The organism is Enterobacter sp. C3_dUdeg, assembly GCF_057536195.1.
On sequence record NZ_BAAKFX010000008.1, the window covers coordinates 56063 to 72338 of the forward strand.

Sequence of the window (16276 nt, forward strand, 5' to 3'; positions counted from 1 at the left end):
AGGGCTGGGGTGAAGGGGAACATACGGCTGTGGGGGTTGTTCCTTGCTACTCTGTAACGACATGGCCTGTGAACGTGCCAGGGCGGCTCAATCGCCACCGCCATGGCGTCGCTGTAAAACCTCTACCCGCAGTATGCTTCTCATTACGGTAATTTTGCGAGCCTCTTTCCAGAAATGGTAATATCCTCAGCGACATAGCTCAAAACTGTTGCCGCCTGTTTTGATGAGCAGTAAGTTCTCTTCGCACCTGCAAAATCAGGTGCCGGGATTGGAACCCTGAATCACTTCACTGGCGACACAGGCTCTGTGTCGTACGGCCTGTTGCATCTCAATGGCGGGCCGGACAGGGGCGCTGCAAAGCGCGCTGGTGTCAGTGAGGCCAGTCGTTCCAACCTTGTTCGGTTCCGCCACCAGCGAGCCTGGAACCTCCCGTGGCGGAAGATATACCACTCACTGAGGTTATTTTATGTCATTGATTAACTCTTTAATCACCCTGCCCTTCAACCACGCCACCGACTTCACCGAACTGGCGGATAACTGCGAACGTTTTACCGACGCACTGGTCGATTGCGAAGAACCCGCCCCAAAAATGGCCCTTTACGGCAGACTTTATGCCTGTCTGAATCTTCTGCAACCCACGCTTCTGGATCCTGTTCCGGACGCTTTAAAAGCCAGCCTGACCGTGAAGGAACTCCCGTCATGCGTTCCGGCTTTCGAACCCGAATGCGATCAGCTGGGGCGCTACTGTCAGGAGATAACGCAGATGCTGATGAACGGCTCACTGCCGCGACAATCTGAAATCGTGATGGAAGATTTGCTGTGCGAACTGGTCAGCTACTTTGCCGATAAGCTGAAGGCACCGCGCTGGCTGCAGACGGACGAAGGCACAATCGCGATCGGCTAAACCTGCCGGATGACGCTCCGCTTATCCTGCTCAGAAAAGCCCCATAAAAAAACCCGCCGAAGCGGGTTTTTAGCATGTGTAACAACGGCACATCACTGCAGCAGCGAAATATCCGCTACGCGCAGGAACAGCTCGCGAAGTTTCTCGAGCATGGAGAGACGGTTAATACGCAGTTCTTTATCTTCTACGTTCACCATCACTTTCTCGAAGAAGGCGTCGATCACGTCACGCAGCTCGGCCAGCTCCACCAGCGCTTCCTGGTAGCGACCTTCCGCGAAGTACGGCTCGAGCTTGTCGCGCAGCACCACAACCTGCATCGCCAGAGCGATCTCTTCCGGCTCTTTCAGGGTTGCGGCGTTCACGCGCTCGTTCAGCGTCTCGTCGGATTTCGCCAGAATGTTGGATACGCGCTTGTTGGCCGCGGCCAGGGCAGATGCCGCTTCCAGGGTACGGAAGTGGGAAACCGCCTTCATACGCGCATCGAAATCAGCCGGACGGGTCGGACGACGCGCCAGCACCGCCTGAATAGTGTCAACGGTGTAGCCTTCGTCCTGATACCACGCGCGGAAACGACCGAGCATAAAGTCGATCACATCATCCACAACGTTCGCGTTAGTCAGCTTGTCGCCGTACAGACGCACCGCTTCTTCGGTCAGGGTCTGCAGATCGAGGTTCAGGTTCTTCTCAACGATGATACGCAGCACGCCCAGCGCGGCACGACGCAGCGCAAACGGATCTTTGTCGCCTTTCGGATGCTGACCGATACCAAAGATACCCGCCAGGGTGTCCATCTTATCGGCAATTGCGACGGCACATGCAACCGGGTTGGACGGCAGTTCGTCACCCGCAAAGCGCGGCTGATACTGCTCGTTCAGGGCGACGGCCACGTCTTCCGCTTCGCCATCGTGACGCGCGTAGTGCATGCCCATCACGCCCTGGGTGTCGGTAAATTCGAACACCATGTTAGTCATCAGGTCGCACTTGGACAGCAGGCCTGCACGCGTCGCGTGGTTGACGTCTGCACCGATTTCACGGGCAATCCAGCCGGACAGCTCCGCAATGCGGTCGGTCTTGTCGCGCAGCGTACCCAGCTGCTGCTGGAACAGCACGGTCTGCAGGCGCGGGAGATGATCTTCCAGACGCTTTTTACGGTCGGTATTGAAGAAGAACTCCGCATCTGCCAGACGTGGACGCACCACTTTCTCGTTACCGGAGATAATCTGGATCGGATCTTTCGATTCGATGTTCGCCACGAAGATGAAGTTTGGCAGCAGCTTGCCGTCGTTGGCATAGACCGGGAAGTACTTCTGGTCACCCTTCATGGTGTATACCAGCGCTTCAGCCGGAACGGCCAGGAATTTCTCTTCGAACTTCGCCGTCAGCACAACTGGCCATTCAACCAGAGAGGTGACTTCTTCCAGCAGGCTGTCGCTCAGGTCTGCGTTACCGCCAATCTTGCGCGCCGCGTCTTCCGCGTCCGCTTTGATTTTGGCTTTACGCTGCTCGTAGTCGGCAATGACCTTACCGCGCTCCAGCAGGATCTGCGGATACTGGTCGGCATTGTCGATGGTGAACTCTGGCTCGCCCATAAAGCGGTGGCCGCGGATCACGCGATCGGACGCCACGCCCAAAATGGTCGCCGGGATAACGGTATCGCCCAGCAGCAGGGTCACGGTGTGAACCGGACGCACGAAGTGCACGTCAGACGCGCCCCAGCGCATCAGCTTAGGAATCGGCAGCTTCGCCAGAGAAGTCGCAATCATGTCCGGCAGCAGCGCTTCCGCGCTTTCACCTTTCACATGCGCACGATACAGCAGCCACTCGCCTTTATCCGTGGTCAGACGCTCGGCCTGATCAACGGTGATGCCGCAACCGCGCGCCCAGCCTTCAGCCGCTTTGCTCGGCTTGCCTTCCGCGTCAAACGCCTGGGCAATCGCCGGGCCACGTTTTTCGACTTCGCGATCCGGCTGAGACGCCGCCAGATTTGCCACTTTCAGCGCCAGACGGCGCGGTGCAGCAAACCACTCAATTTTACCGTGTGCCAGGCCAGCGTTATCCAGCTCGGCGGTCACGTTCGCAGCGAAAGATTCAGCCAGGCTGCGCAGGGCTTTTGGTGGCAGCTCTTCGGTGCCGATTTCCACCAGGAAAGTTTTCTCAGACATGGCCGCCTCTTATTTGTTTCGGTTGCACATCGGGAAGCCAAGGGCTTCACGGGACGCGTAGTAAGCTTCTGCAACGGCTTTGGTCAGGGTACGAATACGCAGAATGTAGCGCTGACGTTCAGTCACGGAGATGGCTTTGCGGGCGTCCAGCAGGTTGAAGCTGTGGGCGGCCTTCAGAATACGCTCGTAGGCAGGCAGCGGCAGCGGAGTTTCCAGCGCCAGCAGCTGCTGCGCTTCTTTCTCATACTGCTCGAAGCAGGTGAACAGGAAGTCCACGTCCGCGTATTCGAAGTTATAGGTGGATTGCTCCACTTCGTTCTGATGGAACACGTCGCCGTAGGTGGTTTTACCCAGCGGGCCGTCGCTCCAGACCAGGTCGTAAACGCTGTCTACACCCTGAATGTACATCGCCAGACGTTCCAGACCGTAGGTGATTTCACCGGTGATCGGCTTACATTCCAGACCCCCCACCTGCTGGAAGTAAGTGAACTGGGTCACTTCCATGCCGTTCAGCCACACTTCCCAACCCAGACCCCAGGCACCCAGCGTTGGGTTTTCCCAGTTATCTTCCACGAAACGAATGTCGTGAATGGTTGGATCCATACCCAGCTCTTTCAGCGACCCGAGGTACAGTTCCTGAATGTTGTCTGGTGATGGCTTAATCACCACCTGGAACTGATAGTAATGCTGCAGACGGTTCGGGTTCTCACCGTAACGACCATCGGTCGGACGACGGGAAGGCTGCACATACGCGGTCGCCATTGGCTCTGGCCCCAACGCGCGCAGGCTGGTCATCGGGTGTGAAGTGCCGGCGCCGACTTCCATGTCCAAAGGTTGAACAATGGTACAGCCCTGACGAGCCCAGTAATCCTGTAAGGTCAGGATCAGGCCCTGGAAGGTCTTGGTATCAAACTTTTGCATAGTATTTCGTGCTGGATACGTGTGGTTTTAAAGGGAAGGGACCAGTATACCCGCTGGCTGCAAGATATACAGTACGAAACGGGGTTGTTTAGGGAAAATTGGGGAAATAAGCCTTCCGGCCAGAACGCTGACGGCGTCTGGCTGTTGATTATACGAGCAGGCTAGCGCATGGAGAGATGTAAAAACTGACCGTCCGCATCAAACGAGCAGACAAAGCCCTCTTTGCGCGACGTATGTCCCCGCAGCTCATAGCTTCCCTGAAAACGCTCAAACCCGGTGACATCAATTTTCTGTACATCCGAGTTATAGCGGCGAGCGGCCCGATCTTTACAGAGCGCTTCCATATTCAGTGAACGTTCCGGGCTCATTTTACCCTGCTGCGCTTTCTGCACAGGTGCTTCTTGCGGCGCGCTGCATCCCGCCAGGCTCAACAGCAGAAAGAGTGATGCCACACGCTTCATCATCATTTTTATTACCGCCCTGGTCAGTGGCTGTTATTTTTAGTATCAAAGCTTTTATAGATTACGGTCCGGCATTCTGCGAATCTCGCGGCCTCCCTACAAGCCTGCTGAATAAAACTCAGAATTTTCCAAGCGAAGACTTTTGGACAATGGCAGTCACACTCAATTTACAGGGAATACGAGGAACTGATGCAGTCAAAAATTAACTGGATTGATAACCTGCGAGGAATAGCGTGTCTGATGGTGGTCATGATCCACACGACGACCTGGTACGTCACGAATGCCCACAGCATCAGCCCCGTTAACTGGGATATCGCCAATATTCTCAACTCTGCGTCACGCGTCAGCGTGCCGCTGTTCTTTATGATTTCCGGCTTTCTCTTTTTTGGCGAGCGTAGCGCGCAGCCGCGGCACTTCATCCGCATCGCGGCCTGCCTGGGGTTCTACAGCGCCGTTGCCCTGCTCTATATCACGCTGTTCACCTCCATTAACGCCGGGCTATCGCTGAAATACGTGCTGCAAAAACCGGTGTTCTATCACCTGTGGTTCTTCTTCGCCATTATCGTTATCTATCTGGTCTCCCCGCTCATCCAGGTAAAAAACGTCAGCGGTAAAATGCTGCTGGCCCTGATGGTGGTTATCGGCATTGTCGCCAACCCGAATACGCTCTCACAGAAAATCGACGGATTTGAGTGGCTGCCGGTCAATCTCTATATCAACGGCGATACTTTTTACTACGTGCTTTACGGCATGCTGGGGCGCGCCATCGGGATGATGGACACGCAAAAACGCGGGCTGAACTGGCTCTGCGGGGCGCTGTTTATCGCTGGCGTGGCAGTGATTTCACGCGGGACGCTGCACGAATTGCAGTGGCGCGGCAATTTTGCCGATACCTGGTATCTCTATTGCGGGCCGATGGTCTTTATCTGTGCCGTTTCGCTGCTCACGCTTGCCAAAAATACCCTGAACGCGCGCGCCCTTCCCGTGCTGAGTATTATCTCGCGGCACTCTCTCGGGATTTACGGTTTTCACGCGCTGGTGATCCACGCGCTGCGCACGAGAGGCGTTGAGCTAAAAAGCTGGCCGGTGCTGGATATCGTCTGGATTTTTGCCGCCACGCTGGCGATCAGCCTGCTGCTGTCGATGCTGCTGCAAAAAATAGACGTTCGCCGCTTCGTCAGCTAATGCTTCGCTGCCGGGCGCGATGGTACTGGCGCGGGGAGGAAAACCCTGCCGCCAGTGAAGCCTGCTCAACGCCGCGCCCCTGTATCAGCCACTGCTCCGCCACCGCCAGACGCAGCTGTTCCAGATAATCGCGAACGCTAATCCCTAAATGTGACTGAAAAAGCCGGGTGAGATGACGCGGGCTGACGTGCGCCAGTGCGGCAATGTCAGGCAAGCTCCACGTTTTTTGCGGGTCGGCGGTGAGCGCATCCTGCGCCCGATGAATCGCCGGGTGAAGATGATTGCGATAGCGTAGCCACGGAGAGAGCTGGGGATCGTCACCGGAACGGCGGAACCAGACCACCATCTCACGCGCCACGGTCAGCGCCTTTTCGGGGCCGCACAGGCGGTTAATCATGTGCAGCGCCAGGTCGATGCCTGACGTGATCCCCGCGCTGGTCCAGATATTCTCATCCTGCACAAATATGCGGTTTTCTTTAATCGTCGCCGTGGGGGCCGCGGTGCGTAAACGGCTAATAACGTCATGATGGGTCGTGCACTGTCGGTTGTTCAGCAGGTCCGATTTCGCCGCCAGTAAGGCCCCTGAACAGACGCACAACACGGTGATTTCCTGGCGCTGGATCTGCGGCTGCAGGCGCATCAGCCAGTGCTGGATCTGCTGCGCCTGTGGCGTTGAGAACTGACTGCGGGAGTCGCTCACACCCGGCAGCACCAGCAGACTACCTTCCGGCAGACGCTCCGGCAGCGGCTGAATGCCGCTCATCGTCAGGCCAATCGACGTCTGAACGTCAGGCTGCGGGCCAATGTAATGCAGGCGAAACGCGTCTCCTGCCAGCACAAAGGTTTCTGCCGGGCCGGTCATGTCTAATGACAGCACCCCGGGCAACATCACGAACCAGACGTCGATGCGCATTACAGTGACTCCAGCGTCTCCGCTACCGTTTTAATCTCGGCAAAACGCCCGGAAAGTACCGTCTCGGTACGATGGCGAATTTCCGCTGCGCTAAGGGTTATCCCCTTGTACGTCATGGGAAACGTCAGCGTTGCCTCACTAACAAAGGTCACAGCATAACCCAGATCGGATGCCACCCGGGCGGTGGTTTCACAACATTGTTCAGTGCGAATGCCGCAGATAATCAGCTGGTTGATATCACGCTCGCGCAGCCAGCGGTCAAGCCCGGTATCCGTGAAGGCATTATGGACGTGTTTCTGGAAAACCACATCCGGCTGATGACGTAAAAAGGCCATCGGTTTGACATAGCCGCTTTCGAGGGTGAAAGGACCGTCTTCATCCACGTGAAAAATATCAACGACCGGAATATTGTGCGCCTGACAGCCTTCAATCAGCCCCAGCATCGCCTGCTGAAAGGCAGGAATTTCGTCCTCCTGCCAGTAATTGCGGTGATGGAATGACTGCTGAGTATCGATGTTGATTAATGCAATGCGTGACATGATGGTTCTCCTCGCCAGTGGGTGTGACACCATACTGGCAAGGAAATGAAGGCACGCACAGACCAAAAAAGGACATCCTCGTGCCTCTCCCGGACAAGCGTATTTACGACATCAGCGGCAGCAGCTGTTGGTAGATTTTGCGGAACACGTCGCGCCTCTCCGCGTACCGCGCATGGCGCGCCGCGTCAGGCAAATGCGCCTGTTCAAGCGTAAGCTGCGGCAACAGTTGCGAAAGCGGTTGTTCCGGATGAATGGCTATCTGCGCCAGACGCGCGGCACCGAGCGCGGGCCCGACGTCCCCCCCGGTGCGGAAATCCAGCTGCAACCCGCTGATATCAGACAGCATCTGTCGCCAGTAAGGGCTTCGCGCACCGCCGCCAATCAGGGTGACGCTCGTCGGTTTCAGGCCGCAGTCGTGCACCACGTCCATCCCGTCGGCCAGCGCATAGCCCACGCCTTCCAGAACCGCACGCGCCAGTTCTGCCGGGCCATGTTGATGGGTTAAGCCAAAGAACACCCCTTTCGCTTCCGGGTTGTTGTGCGGCGTACGCTCGCCGGAAAGATACGGTAAAAACCAGACGGTACCCGCAGCGTCATCCGCCTGCTGGGCTGCGGAAATGAGCGCCGGAACGTCGGCCATGCCGGTGAGTTTTGCCGCCCAGGCCAGGCAGGATGCCGCGCTGAGCATCACCGACATCAAATGCCATTTCCCGGGAAGGGCATGACAGAAACTGTGCACAGCGCTTTCAGGATTACTGCGATACCCGTCGCTGACGGCAAAATAGACGCCGGACGTTCCCAGCGACAGCATCGCCTGCCCCGCCTCAACCATGCCGACACCGACAGCGCCCGCCGCGTTATCGCCGCCCCCGGCCACCACCGGTACGGCAGGCATATTCCAGCGTTCAGCAACGGCTGGCAGCAGCGCGCCTGTCACCTCACAGCCTTCGTACAGCGCTGGCATATGTTCCCGGGTCAGATAGCATGCATCCAGCATCGCCTCGCTCCAGTCGCGCTTCGCCACGTCGAGCCACATGGTGCCCGCGGCATCGGACATGTCGCTGGCGAAATCGCCCGTTATGCGAAAACGCAGATAGTCTTTCGGCAGCAGGACTTTCGCCACCTGACGGAAAATCTCCGGTTCGTGGCGCTGCACCCACAGCAATTTGGGCGCAGTAAAGCCGGGCATCATCAGGTTGCCGGTAATCTCCCGGGAATTGGGCACGCGTTCCTCAAGAAGCGCGCACTCTTCCGCACAGCGGCCATCGTTCCAGAGGATCGCTGGACGCAGCACGCGATGCTGGCTGTCGAGCAGCGTAGCGCCGTGCATTTGTCCGGCAATTCCCAGCGCTTTCACGTCACGAAGGCTGTGCTGCTCACCTAAGGCTTTCATTGCGCGATCCGTCGCCTGCCACCACTGCTCCGGATCCTGTTCTGACCACAGCGGATGCGGACGTGAAACCTGCAGCGTTTCCGTCTGCGTTGCTAACACGTCGCCCTGCTCGCTCAACAGGATGGCTTTCACACCCGATGTGCCAAGATCGATCCCGATATACATTACGGTGACTCCTTTAACAGAAATGCCCGGTGGCGCTAACGCTTACCGGGCCTACGTGCATCTTCAGCTCAATCACTTATCAAACAGATAGTGGTTTACGAGATTTTCCAGCAGTTCCTGGTGCCCGCTCTGGTGCTGCGGCGCCAGCTGCTGTTGTTCAGCGTACTTCGCAATTTCCGCCAGCGATAACTGACCTTTCAAGATTTGCTGGCCCAGCTCACTGTTCCAGCCGCTGTAACGCTTCGCTACGCGTTTATCCAGCTCGCCGTCTTCAATCATACGAGCCGCCACTTTCAGCGCCAGCGCCATGGTGTCCATCGCGCCAATGTGGCCGTAGAACAGATCGTATTTGTCGGTGCTCTGACGACGCACCTTGGCGTCAAAGTTCAGGCCGCCGGTGGTGAAACCGCCCGCTTTGACGATTTCGTACATCACCAGCGCATTCTCTTCCACGCTGTTCGGGAACTGATCGGTGTCCCAGCCCAGCTGTGCATCGCCACGGTTCGCATCGACAGAGCCAAAAATGCCCAGCGCAATGGCAGACGCGATCTCGTGATGGAAAGAGTGGCCCGCCAGCGTGGCGTGGTTGGCTTCAATGTTCACTTTGATCTCTTTTTCCAGACCGAACTGCTTCAGGAAGCCATAAACCGTCGCCACGTCGTAGTCATACTGATGCTTGGTCGGTTCCTGCGGTTTCGGCTCAATCAGCAGCGTGCCGCGGAAGCCGATTTTGTGCTTATGGTCGACAACCATCTGCATAAAGCGGCCAATCTGCTCGCGCTCCTGACGCAGGTCGGTGTTCAGCAGCGTTTCATAACCTTCACGGCCACCCCACAGGACATAGTTCTCGCCACCCAACTGATGCGTAGCGTTCATTGCCGTCACCACCTGCGTGGCTGCCCAGCTAAACACTTCCGGATCCGGATTGGTTGCCGCGCCCGCACCGTAGCGCGGGTTGGTGAAGCAGTTTGCCGTGCCCCAGAGCAGCTTCACGCCGCTTTGCTGCTGTTTCGCCGCCAGTACATCCACCATCTGCGCAAAATTGTTCAGATACTCTTTCAGCGACGCGCCTTCCGGCGACACGTCCACGTCATGGAAGCAGTAGTACGGTACGTTCAGCTTGTGGAAGAACTCAAATGCGACATCGGCTTTGCGCTTTGCCAGCTCAATGGCCTCACCCGGCTGCTGCCACGGGCGGTCAAAGGAACCCACGCCGAACATATCGGCGCCGTTCCAGCAGAAGGTATGCCAGTAACAGGCGGCAAAGCGCAGATGATCTTCCATGCGCTTACCCAGCACCAGCTCATCCGGGTTGTAGTGACGAAATGCTAAAGGATTGGTCGTTTTTGGGCCTTCGTAACGAACACGATCGAGTTGGTCGAAATAAGCTTGCATATTGAGCTCCATAATCAGGGTATGCGGCGAGTCGTTGATACAGGAGTAATAGTGAATAGACATTTTGGGTTGCTCAATTACGTTATTTCACACTGCTATTGAGAGAATGCACAACTGTGCGCTGGCTCGCAAAATAATGCGCAGACAAACTATTTTTCGGCGCGTATTCCAGAATCAAATGTAATTAAGACGTTACGTATTTTAAAATCCGATCGCGGTCATAAATTTAGAAATAAACCAAATATCATAATGAGAAGATAAAAATCTGTAATTGCCAGCCCGCCTTTCCGCGTTAAAAATTTGCTGCGTCTCAGTAGTGAATGTTTCTTTTATCTCAGCAACACATACCCCTACAAAAAGGCCTAATAATTATGAAGATAAAGAACCTGACTCTAACGCTCTGCACTACGCTTATCCTTGCAAGCTTTGCAGGACATGCCAAAGAGGTCAAAATTGGCATGGCGATTGACGACCTGCGCCTGGAACGCTGGCAAAAAGATCGCGATATTTTTGTGAAGAAAGCAGAATCTCTCGGCGCCAGCGTGTTTGTTCAGTCGGCTAACGGCAACGAAGAAACACAAATGTCGCAGATCGAGAATATGATCAACCGTGGCGTCGATGTTCTGGTCATTATCCCCTATAACGGCCAGGTATTAAGTAACGTGGTGAAAGAAGCCAAACACGAAGGCATAAAAGTCCTGGCCTATGACCGCATGATTAATAATGCGGATATTGATTATTATATTTCGTTCGACAATGAAAAAGTCGGGGAATTACAGGCGCAAAGCCTGATCGACAAAGTGCCTCAGGGCAATTATTTCCTGATGGGCGGCTCTCCGGTAGATAACAACGCCAAACTGTTCCGCGAAGGGCAAATGAAAGTCCTTAAACCGTACATCGACAACGGGAAAATTAAAGTGGTTGGCGATCAGTGGGCCGACGGCTGGCTGCCAGAAAACGCGCTGAAAATTATGGAAAACGCGCTGACGGCCAACAACAACAAAATTGATGCGGTTGTGGCCTCCAACGATGCCACTGCAGGCGGTGCTATCCAGGCCCTGAGCGCACAGGGGCTGGCCGGAAAAGTCGCCATTTCAGGACAGGATGCCGATCTCGCTGGCGTAAAACGCATTATCGCAGGCACCCAAACCATGACGGTCTACAAACCGATTACCCAGCTGGCCAATACGGCGGCGGAAATCGCCGTGGAGCTGGGCAATGGCAAACAACCTAAAGCAGACGCAACGCTGAATAACGGCCTGAAAGACGTTCCGGCTCGCCTGCTCACGCCGATTGAAGTCAATAAAGAGAACATTGACGCCACCGTGGTTAAAGACGGTTTCCACAAGAAGAGCGAACTGTAATCCGGCGCGGCCCCTGCTCTGCGGGGGCGCATCACGTTGTACTGTTCTTCCCTCGGGTTATGTGGAGCGGTTATGCCCTATTTACTTGAAATGAAAAGCATCACCAAGCGCTTCGGCACGGTGAAAGCCGTCGACAACGTCAGCCTCCGGTTGAACCCCGGCGAAGTGGTTTCACTGTGCGGCGAGAACGGCTCGGGCAAGTCGACGCTGATGAAAGTGCTGTGCGGGATCTACCCACACGGCAGCTACGAAGGCGAAATCGTCTTTGCCGGTGAAGTGATTCAGGCGACACACATCCGCGATACCGAACGCAAAGGCATCGCCATCATCCACCAGGAGCTGGCGCTGGTGAAGCATCTCACCGTGCTGGAGAACATCTTTCTCGGTGCCGAAATTTCCCACCGCGGCGTGCTGGATTACGACACCATGACGCTCCGCTGCGAAAAGCTGCTGGCGCAGGTGAGCCTCAACATTTCACCGGATACCCGCGTGGGGGATCTGGGCCTGGGTCAACAGCAGCTGGTCGAAATAGCGAAGGCGCTAAATAAACAGGTCAGGCTGCTGATCCTTGATGAGCCAACGGCCTCGCTCACCGAACAGGAAACCGCGGTTCTTCTCAACATCATCCGCGATCTGCAAAACCACGGCATCGCCTGTATCTACATTTCGCACAAGCTGAACGAGGTCAAAGCCATTTCGGACACCATCTGCGTGATCCGCGACGGGCAGCACATCGGCACGCGTGAAGCCGCGGGGATGAGTGAAGATGACATCATCACCATGATGGTGGGCCGCGAGCTGACGGCGCTCTACCCGAATGAGCCTCACGCTAAGGGTGATGAAGTGCTGCGCGTGGAAAACTTGACCGCGTGGCACCCCGTTAACCGCCACATCAAGCGCGTCAATAACGTCTCGTTTTCTCTTCACAGCGGTGAAATTCTTGGGATTGCCGGCCTCGTCGGTGCCGGGCGCACCGAAGCCGTACAGTGCCTGTTTGGCGTGTGGCCGGGGCGCTGGGAGGGCACGGTTTATATCGACGGCCAGCCGGTGAAAATCGACAACTGCCAGCAGGCGATTGCCCACGGCATTGCCATGGTGCCGGAAGATCGTAAGAAAGACGGCATCGTACCGGTGATGGCGGTGGGTAAAAACATTACGCTTGCGGCACTCGATCGGTTCTCCGGCGCGCTGAGCAGCCTGGACGACGCCGCCGAGCAGCAGTGCATCCTCCAGTCGCTTGCCCGGCTGAAGGTCAAAACCTCCTCGCCGGAACTGGCTATTGGCCGTCTGAGCGGGGGAAACCAGCAGAAGGCGATTCTGGCGCGCTGCCTGCTTCTCAATCCACGCATATTAATTCTTGATGAGCCAACGCGCGGGATTGATATCGGTGCCAAATATGAAATCTACAAACTGATTAATCAGCTTGTACAGCAAGGGATTGCCGTCATTGTCATTTCGTCTGAATTACCCGAAGTGCTCGGACTGAGCGACCGTGTGCTGGTCATGCACGAGGGAAAACTGAAAGCCAACCTGATTAACCAGAACCTGACGCAGGAGCAGGTGATGGAAGCCGCTTTAAGGAGCGAACGTCATGTCGAAAAGCAATCCGTCTGATATCAAAGTCGCTGTTCCGACGCCCGGTGCGTTCGCGGGCTTAAAAGCGCTTAACCTGCAGGTTTTCGTGATGATCGCGGCCATTATCGTCATCATGCTCTTCTTTACCTGGATGACCGATGGCTCGTACTTAAGCGCACGTAACGTCTCCAACCTGCTCCGCCAGACCGCCATCACCGGCATTCTGGCGGTGGGCATGGTGTTCGTGATTATCTCCGCGGAGATCGACCTGTCGGTCGGGTCGATGATGGGTCTCCTCGGCGGCGTGGCGGCGATTTTTGACGTCTGGCTCGGCTGGCCGCTGCCGCTGACCGTGGCGGTCACGCTGGTGCTGGGTCTGGTACTGGGAGCCTGGAACGGCTGGTGGGTTGCCTACCGTAAGGTGCCATCGTTCATTGTCACCCTGGCGGGGATGCTGGCCTTTCGCGGGATCTTAATCGGCATCACTAACGGCACCACCGTCTCCCCGACCAGTGCAGCCATGTCGCAGATTGGCCAGAGTTACCTCTCGGATACCGTGGGCTTTACCCTCGGTGTGGTGGGGTTGCTGGGGTTTGTCGCGTGGCAGTGGCGTGGACGCATGCGCCGTCAGGCGCTGGGGCTGGCTTCTCCAGCGTCAACGTCGGTAGTGGGGCGTCAGGCGCTCACGGCGGTTATTGTGCTGGGCGCCATCTGGCTTTTAAACGACTATCGCGGCGTTCCGACCCCCGTCCTGCTGCTGGCGCTTTTACTTCTGGCCGGTATGTTTATGGCGACGCGCACCGCGTTTGGCCGCCGTATTTATGCCATAGGCGGCAACCTTGAAGCTGCCCGCCTCTCAGGTATCAATGTCGAACGTACAAAGCTGGCAGTTTTCGCCATTAACGGCCTGATGGTCGCTATCGCCGGGTTGATCCTCAGCTCGCGTCTGGGCGCCGGCTCGCCCTCCGCCGGTAACATCGCCGAGCTGGATGCTATCGCCGCCTGCGTCATTGGCGGTACCAGCCTCGCAGGGGGTATCGGGAGCGTGGCGGGCGCGGTCATGGGGGCATTTATCATGGCGTCGTTGGATAACGGGATGAGTATGATGGACGTCCCGACGTTTTGGCAGTATATCGTCAAGGGGGCCATTCTTTTACTGGCAGTCTGGATGGACTCGGCCACCAAGCGACGGGCCTGATAACCGTATTGTGACTTAATTGGGAAGTGAGCCATGTTTGAAAAGCGTCACCGCATTACGTTGTTATTCAATGCCAATAAAGCCTACGACCGTCAGGTGGTGGAAGGTGTTGGTGAATATTTGCAGGCGTCGCAATCTGAATGGGATATTTTTATTGAAGAAGATTTTCGCACCCGTCTGGAGAACATTAAAGACTGGCTGGGCGATGGCGTCATCGCCGACTATGACGATCCCATCATTGAGCAGCTGCTGACCGACGTCGACGTCCCGATTGTGGGCGTCGGCGGCTCCTACCATTCGCCCGAACACTATCCGCCGGTCCACTATATTGCCACCGATAACCATGCACTGGTCGAGGCCGCCTTTCTTCATTTAAAAGAGAAAGGCGTCCATCGCTTCGCGTTTTATGGGTTACCGGCCACCAGCGGCAAGCGCTGGGCCGTTGAGCGAGAACACGCGTTTTGCCAGCTGGTCGCGCAGGAGAAGTATCGCGGCGTGGTGTACCAGGGGCTGGAGACCGCGCCGGAAAACTGGCAGCACGCGCAAAACCGCCTGGCGGACTGGCTGCAAACGCTGCCGCCGCAAACCGGTATTATCGCCGTGACGGACGCTCGCGCGCGGCACGTGCTGCAGGTCTGCGAACATTTACACATTCCGGTGCCCGAAAAGCTGTGCGTGATTGGCATTGATAACGAAGAACTGACCCGCTATCTGTCTCGCGTGGCGCTCTCCTCCGTTGCACAGGGCACGCGTCAGATGGGCTATCAGGCGGCGAAGCTGCTGCATCGTCTGCTCGATAAAGAACCTCTGCCGCTTCAGCGTTTGCTTGTGCCTCCTGTCCGTGTCGTGGAACGTCGCTCAACCGATTATCGCTCCTTAAGCGACCCGGCCGTCATTCAGGCCATGCACTACATTCGCAACCACGCCTGCAAAGGGATAAAGGTCGATCAGGTGCTGGATTCGGTGGGCATTTCGCGTTCGAATCTGGAGAAGCGTTTTAAAGAAGAGGTGGGCGAAACCATTCATGCCGTCATCCATGCTGAAAAGCTGGAGAAAGCACGCAGCCTGCTCATTTCCACGTCGCTGTCGATCAACGAAATATCGCAGATGTGCGGTTACCCGTCTCTGCAATATTTCTATTCCGTGTTTCGCAAGGAGTATGACACCACGCCGAAGGAGTATCGGGATCGCCACAGCGAGGTGTTGATATAGAAAAGAAAACGCCTTCCAGTGGAAGGCGTTTTTTCGAGATTACATATGGGCGGCAATTAAGCGCTGGTTATCCTGGTACATGGCGAACAGATAGTTGTTATAGCTCTGTCCCTTTGTCGAATAACCTTTCAGCTTGTGGATCATCGTACTGGCCGTCACTTCCTGGTCCGCTTTACGCAGCTGAGCGCGTGATTTACGGAACGATGAGTAGGCCGGGTGCGTGTTCAGATTCACCACGTAGGCGCTGACGGAATCTTTCACAGATTCAAATTGCGAATAGCCTTTCACCTTGCCAGGTGCATTATTACAACGACCTTTCACACATTTCATGCCGAAAAGGTTGTTGTTGCTACGCGCAAGCTTAGAAGTACCCCAGCCGCTTTCGGCAGCAGCCATGGTCGCAACCATGCTGCCCGGGATGATATCCACACGCTCAAGGAGAGCATTCCACGGCACACGACGCGTGTTACCGTTCCAGCTCAGCTTGTAGCGCTTCGTGATATCTTTCAGACGCGCGCGCTCTGACGGCGACCAGCGGCTATCGTACTGCTTGGAAATCAGCCAGTTACGATCCGCAGTAATCGCGGCATTTTGACTCGTGATGTAAGGCATTACCGTCCGGAGAAACGCTTTTTTCCTTGGTGTTCCGGAAGGGTATTTTCGCAAATCAGGAAGTGAACTACTCTTTGCACTATTGCGAGAATACTCTTGTTTACTGCTAACCTTACTACTTGTCGTCTTTATTACGTGGGCTTTCTTACTCGTTGTATCCGTGTGCGTCTTCGCAAGCACCTCACCCGAAAATGCCGTGGTGAGTAACATGAGTATCGCAGCCCCATATCGTCGAATGGGAGTCGATATCATTAGGTCTCCTGGTCGGATGTAATCA

The 16276-nt window shown here is 56.0% G+C and carries 14 protein-coding genes; 6 read left to right on the forward strand and 8 right to left on the reverse strand.

Going from position 1 to position 16276, the window contains the following annotated elements; all coding sequences use genetic code 11:
- The first annotated feature begins 466 nt into the window (after nucleotides 1-466).
- Nucleotides 467-904 carry a hypothetical protein gene (locus AC27FC_RS16940; RefSeq protein WP_087823727.1) on the forward strand — a complete coding sequence of 146 codons (438 nt, stop codon included), beginning with the start codon at nucleotides 467-469 and terminating at the stop codon, nucleotides 902-904.
- Nucleotides 905-996: 92 nt separating this feature from the next.
- Here the strand turns inward: AC27FC_RS16940 and glyS are convergent, their stop codons facing one another.
- The 3 genes from glyS to AC27FC_RS16955 all read right to left on the reverse strand — a co-directional run bounded on the left by glyS (nucleotide 997) and on the right by AC27FC_RS16955 (nucleotide 4454).
- Entirely contained in the window at nucleotides 997-3066 is a 2070-nt protein-coding gene (gene glyS, locus AC27FC_RS16945) for a glycine--tRNA ligase subunit beta (protein ID WP_039261172.1), read from the reverse strand.
- Nucleotides 3067-3075: 9 nt separating this feature from the next.
- Nucleotides 3076-3987, reverse strand: coding sequence for a glycine--tRNA ligase subunit alpha (gene glyQ, locus AC27FC_RS16950; protein WP_003860141.1), 912 nt, complete (start codon nucleotides 3985-3987; stop codon nucleotides 3076-3078).
- A gap of 161 nt (nucleotides 3988-4148) precedes the next feature.
- Nucleotides 4149-4454 (reverse strand): YsaB family lipoprotein, encoded by a 306-nt coding sequence (locus AC27FC_RS16955; protein ID WP_033147005.1) that lies wholly within the window; start codon nucleotides 4452-4454, stop codon nucleotides 4149-4151.
- Nucleotides 4455-4637: 183 nt separating this feature from the next.
- On the opposite strand from AC27FC_RS16955, the gene AC27FC_RS16960 reads away from it, so the two are divergent.
- Nucleotides 4638-5633 (forward strand): acyltransferase, encoded by a 996-nt coding sequence (locus AC27FC_RS16960; RefSeq protein WP_196355159.1) that lies wholly within the window; start codon nucleotides 4638-4640, stop codon nucleotides 5631-5633.
- Here the strand turns inward: AC27FC_RS16960 and AC27FC_RS16965 are convergent.
- The 4 genes from AC27FC_RS16965 to xylA form a co-directional block, all read right to left on the reverse strand.
- Nucleotides 5626-6546 carry a GlxA family transcriptional regulator gene (locus AC27FC_RS16965; RefSeq protein WP_196355158.1) on the reverse strand — a complete coding sequence of 307 codons (921 nt, stop codon included), beginning with the start codon at nucleotides 6544-6546 and terminating at the stop codon, nucleotides 5626-5628. The two genes, AC27FC_RS16960 and AC27FC_RS16965, sit on opposite strands and share 8 nt — an antisense overlap.
- The gene (locus AC27FC_RS16970; protein WP_094935101.1) at nucleotides 6546-7085 is read right to left on the reverse strand and encodes an isochorismatase family protein; all 540 of its coding nucleotides are present in this window, start codon (nucleotides 7083-7085) and stop codon (nucleotides 6546-6548) included. The genes AC27FC_RS16965 and AC27FC_RS16970 overlap by 1 nt, the downstream gene beginning before the upstream one ends.
- A gap of 103 nt (nucleotides 7086-7188) precedes the next feature.
- Nucleotides 7189-8643: a xylulokinase gene (xylB, locus tag AC27FC_RS16975; protein ID WP_196355157.1), complete on the reverse strand. Its 1455-nt coding sequence runs from the start codon at nucleotides 8641-8643 to the stop codon at nucleotides 7189-7191.
- Nucleotides 8644-8715: 72 nt separating this feature from the next.
- A complete protein-coding gene (gene xylA / locus AC27FC_RS16980) occupies nucleotides 8716-10038 on the reverse strand; it encodes a xylose isomerase (RefSeq protein WP_087823749.1) in 1323 nt (440 codons plus the stop codon).
- A gap of 371 nt (nucleotides 10039-10409) precedes the next feature.
- On the opposite strand from xylA, the gene xylF reads away from it, so the two are divergent.
- From xylF to xylR, 4 genes are all read left to right on the forward strand, one after another.
- Complete coding sequence (gene xylF / locus AC27FC_RS16985) at nucleotides 10410-11402, forward strand: D-xylose ABC transporter substrate-binding protein (RefSeq protein ID WP_232960296.1); 993 nt, start codon at nucleotides 10410-10412, stop codon at nucleotides 11400-11402.
- A gap of 72 nt (nucleotides 11403-11474) precedes the next feature.
- Nucleotides 11475-13016, forward strand: a complete 1542-nt coding sequence (locus AC27FC_RS16990) for a xylose ABC transporter ATP-binding protein (protein ID WP_039261158.1) — start codon at nucleotides 11475-11477, stop codon at nucleotides 13014-13016.
- Nucleotides 12994-14175, forward strand: a complete 1182-nt coding sequence (xylH, locus tag AC27FC_RS16995) for a xylose ABC transporter permease XylH (RefSeq protein ID WP_033147011.1) — start codon at nucleotides 12994-12996, stop codon at nucleotides 14173-14175. The genes AC27FC_RS16990 and xylH overlap by 23 nt, the downstream gene beginning before the upstream one ends.
- A gap of 33 nt (nucleotides 14176-14208) precedes the next feature.
- Nucleotides 14209-15387, forward strand: a complete 1179-nt coding sequence (xylR, locus tag AC27FC_RS17000) for a D-xylose utilization transcriptional activator XylR (protein ID WP_033147012.1) — start codon at nucleotides 14209-14211, stop codon at nucleotides 15385-15387.
- Between the two features lie 39 nt (nucleotides 15388-15426).
- Here the strand turns inward: xylR and AC27FC_RS17005 are convergent, their stop codons facing one another.
- Nucleotides 15427-16251: a protein bax gene (locus AC27FC_RS17005; RefSeq protein ID WP_032661838.1), complete on the reverse strand. Its 825-nt coding sequence runs from the start codon at nucleotides 16249-16251 to the stop codon at nucleotides 15427-15429.
- Between the last annotated feature and the right edge of the window lie 25 nt (nucleotides 16252-16276).

Excerpts from the sequence above, each read along its gene's own strand:
- AC27FC_RS16940 (WP_087823727.1), top strand. The coding sequence starts at position 467 with ATGTCATTGATTAACTCTTTAATCACCCTGCCCTTCAACCACGCCACC.
- glyS (WP_039261172.1), bottom strand. The coding sequence starts at position 3,066 with ATGTCTGAGAAAACTTTCCTGGTGGAAATCGGCACCGAAGAGCTGCCA.
- glyQ (WP_003860141.1), bottom strand. The coding sequence starts at position 3,987 with ATGCAAAAGTTTGATACCAAGACCTTCCAGGGCCTGATCCTGACCTTA.
- AC27FC_RS16955 (WP_033147005.1), bottom strand. The coding sequence starts at position 4,454 with ATGATGATGAAGCGTGTGGCATCACTCTTTCTGCTGTTGAGCCTGGCG.
- AC27FC_RS16960 (WP_196355159.1), top strand. The coding sequence starts at position 4,638 with ATGCAGTCAAAAATTAACTGGATTGATAACCTGCGAGGAATAGCGTGT.
- AC27FC_RS16965 (WP_196355158.1), bottom strand. The coding sequence starts at position 6,546 with ATGCGCATCGACGTCTGGTTCGTGATGTTGCCCGGGGTGCTGTCATTA.
- AC27FC_RS16970 (WP_094935101.1), bottom strand. The coding sequence starts at position 7,085 with ATGTCACGCATTGCATTAATCAACATCGATACTCAGCAGTCATTCCAT.
- xylB (WP_196355157.1), bottom strand. The coding sequence starts at position 8,643 with ATGTATATCGGGATCGATCTTGGCACATCGGGTGTGAAAGCCATCCTG.
- xylA (WP_087823749.1), bottom strand. The coding sequence starts at position 10,038 with ATGCAAGCTTATTTCGACCAACTCGATCGTGTTCGTTACGAAGGCCCA.
- xylF (WP_232960296.1), top strand. The coding sequence starts at position 10,410 with ATGAAGATAAAGAACCTGACTCTAACGCTCTGCACTACGCTTATCCTT.
- AC27FC_RS16990 (WP_039261158.1), top strand. The coding sequence starts at position 11,475 with ATGCCCTATTTACTTGAAATGAAAAGCATCACCAAGCGCTTCGGCACG.
- xylH (WP_033147011.1), top strand. The coding sequence starts at position 12,994 with ATGTCGAAAAGCAATCCGTCTGATATCAAAGTCGCTGTTCCGACGCCC.
- xylR (WP_033147012.1), top strand. The coding sequence starts at position 14,209 with ATGTTTGAAAAGCGTCACCGCATTACGTTGTTATTCAATGCCAATAAA.
- AC27FC_RS17005 (WP_032661838.1), bottom strand. The coding sequence starts at position 16,251 with ATGATATCGACTCCCATTCGACGATATGGGGCTGCGATACTCATGTTA.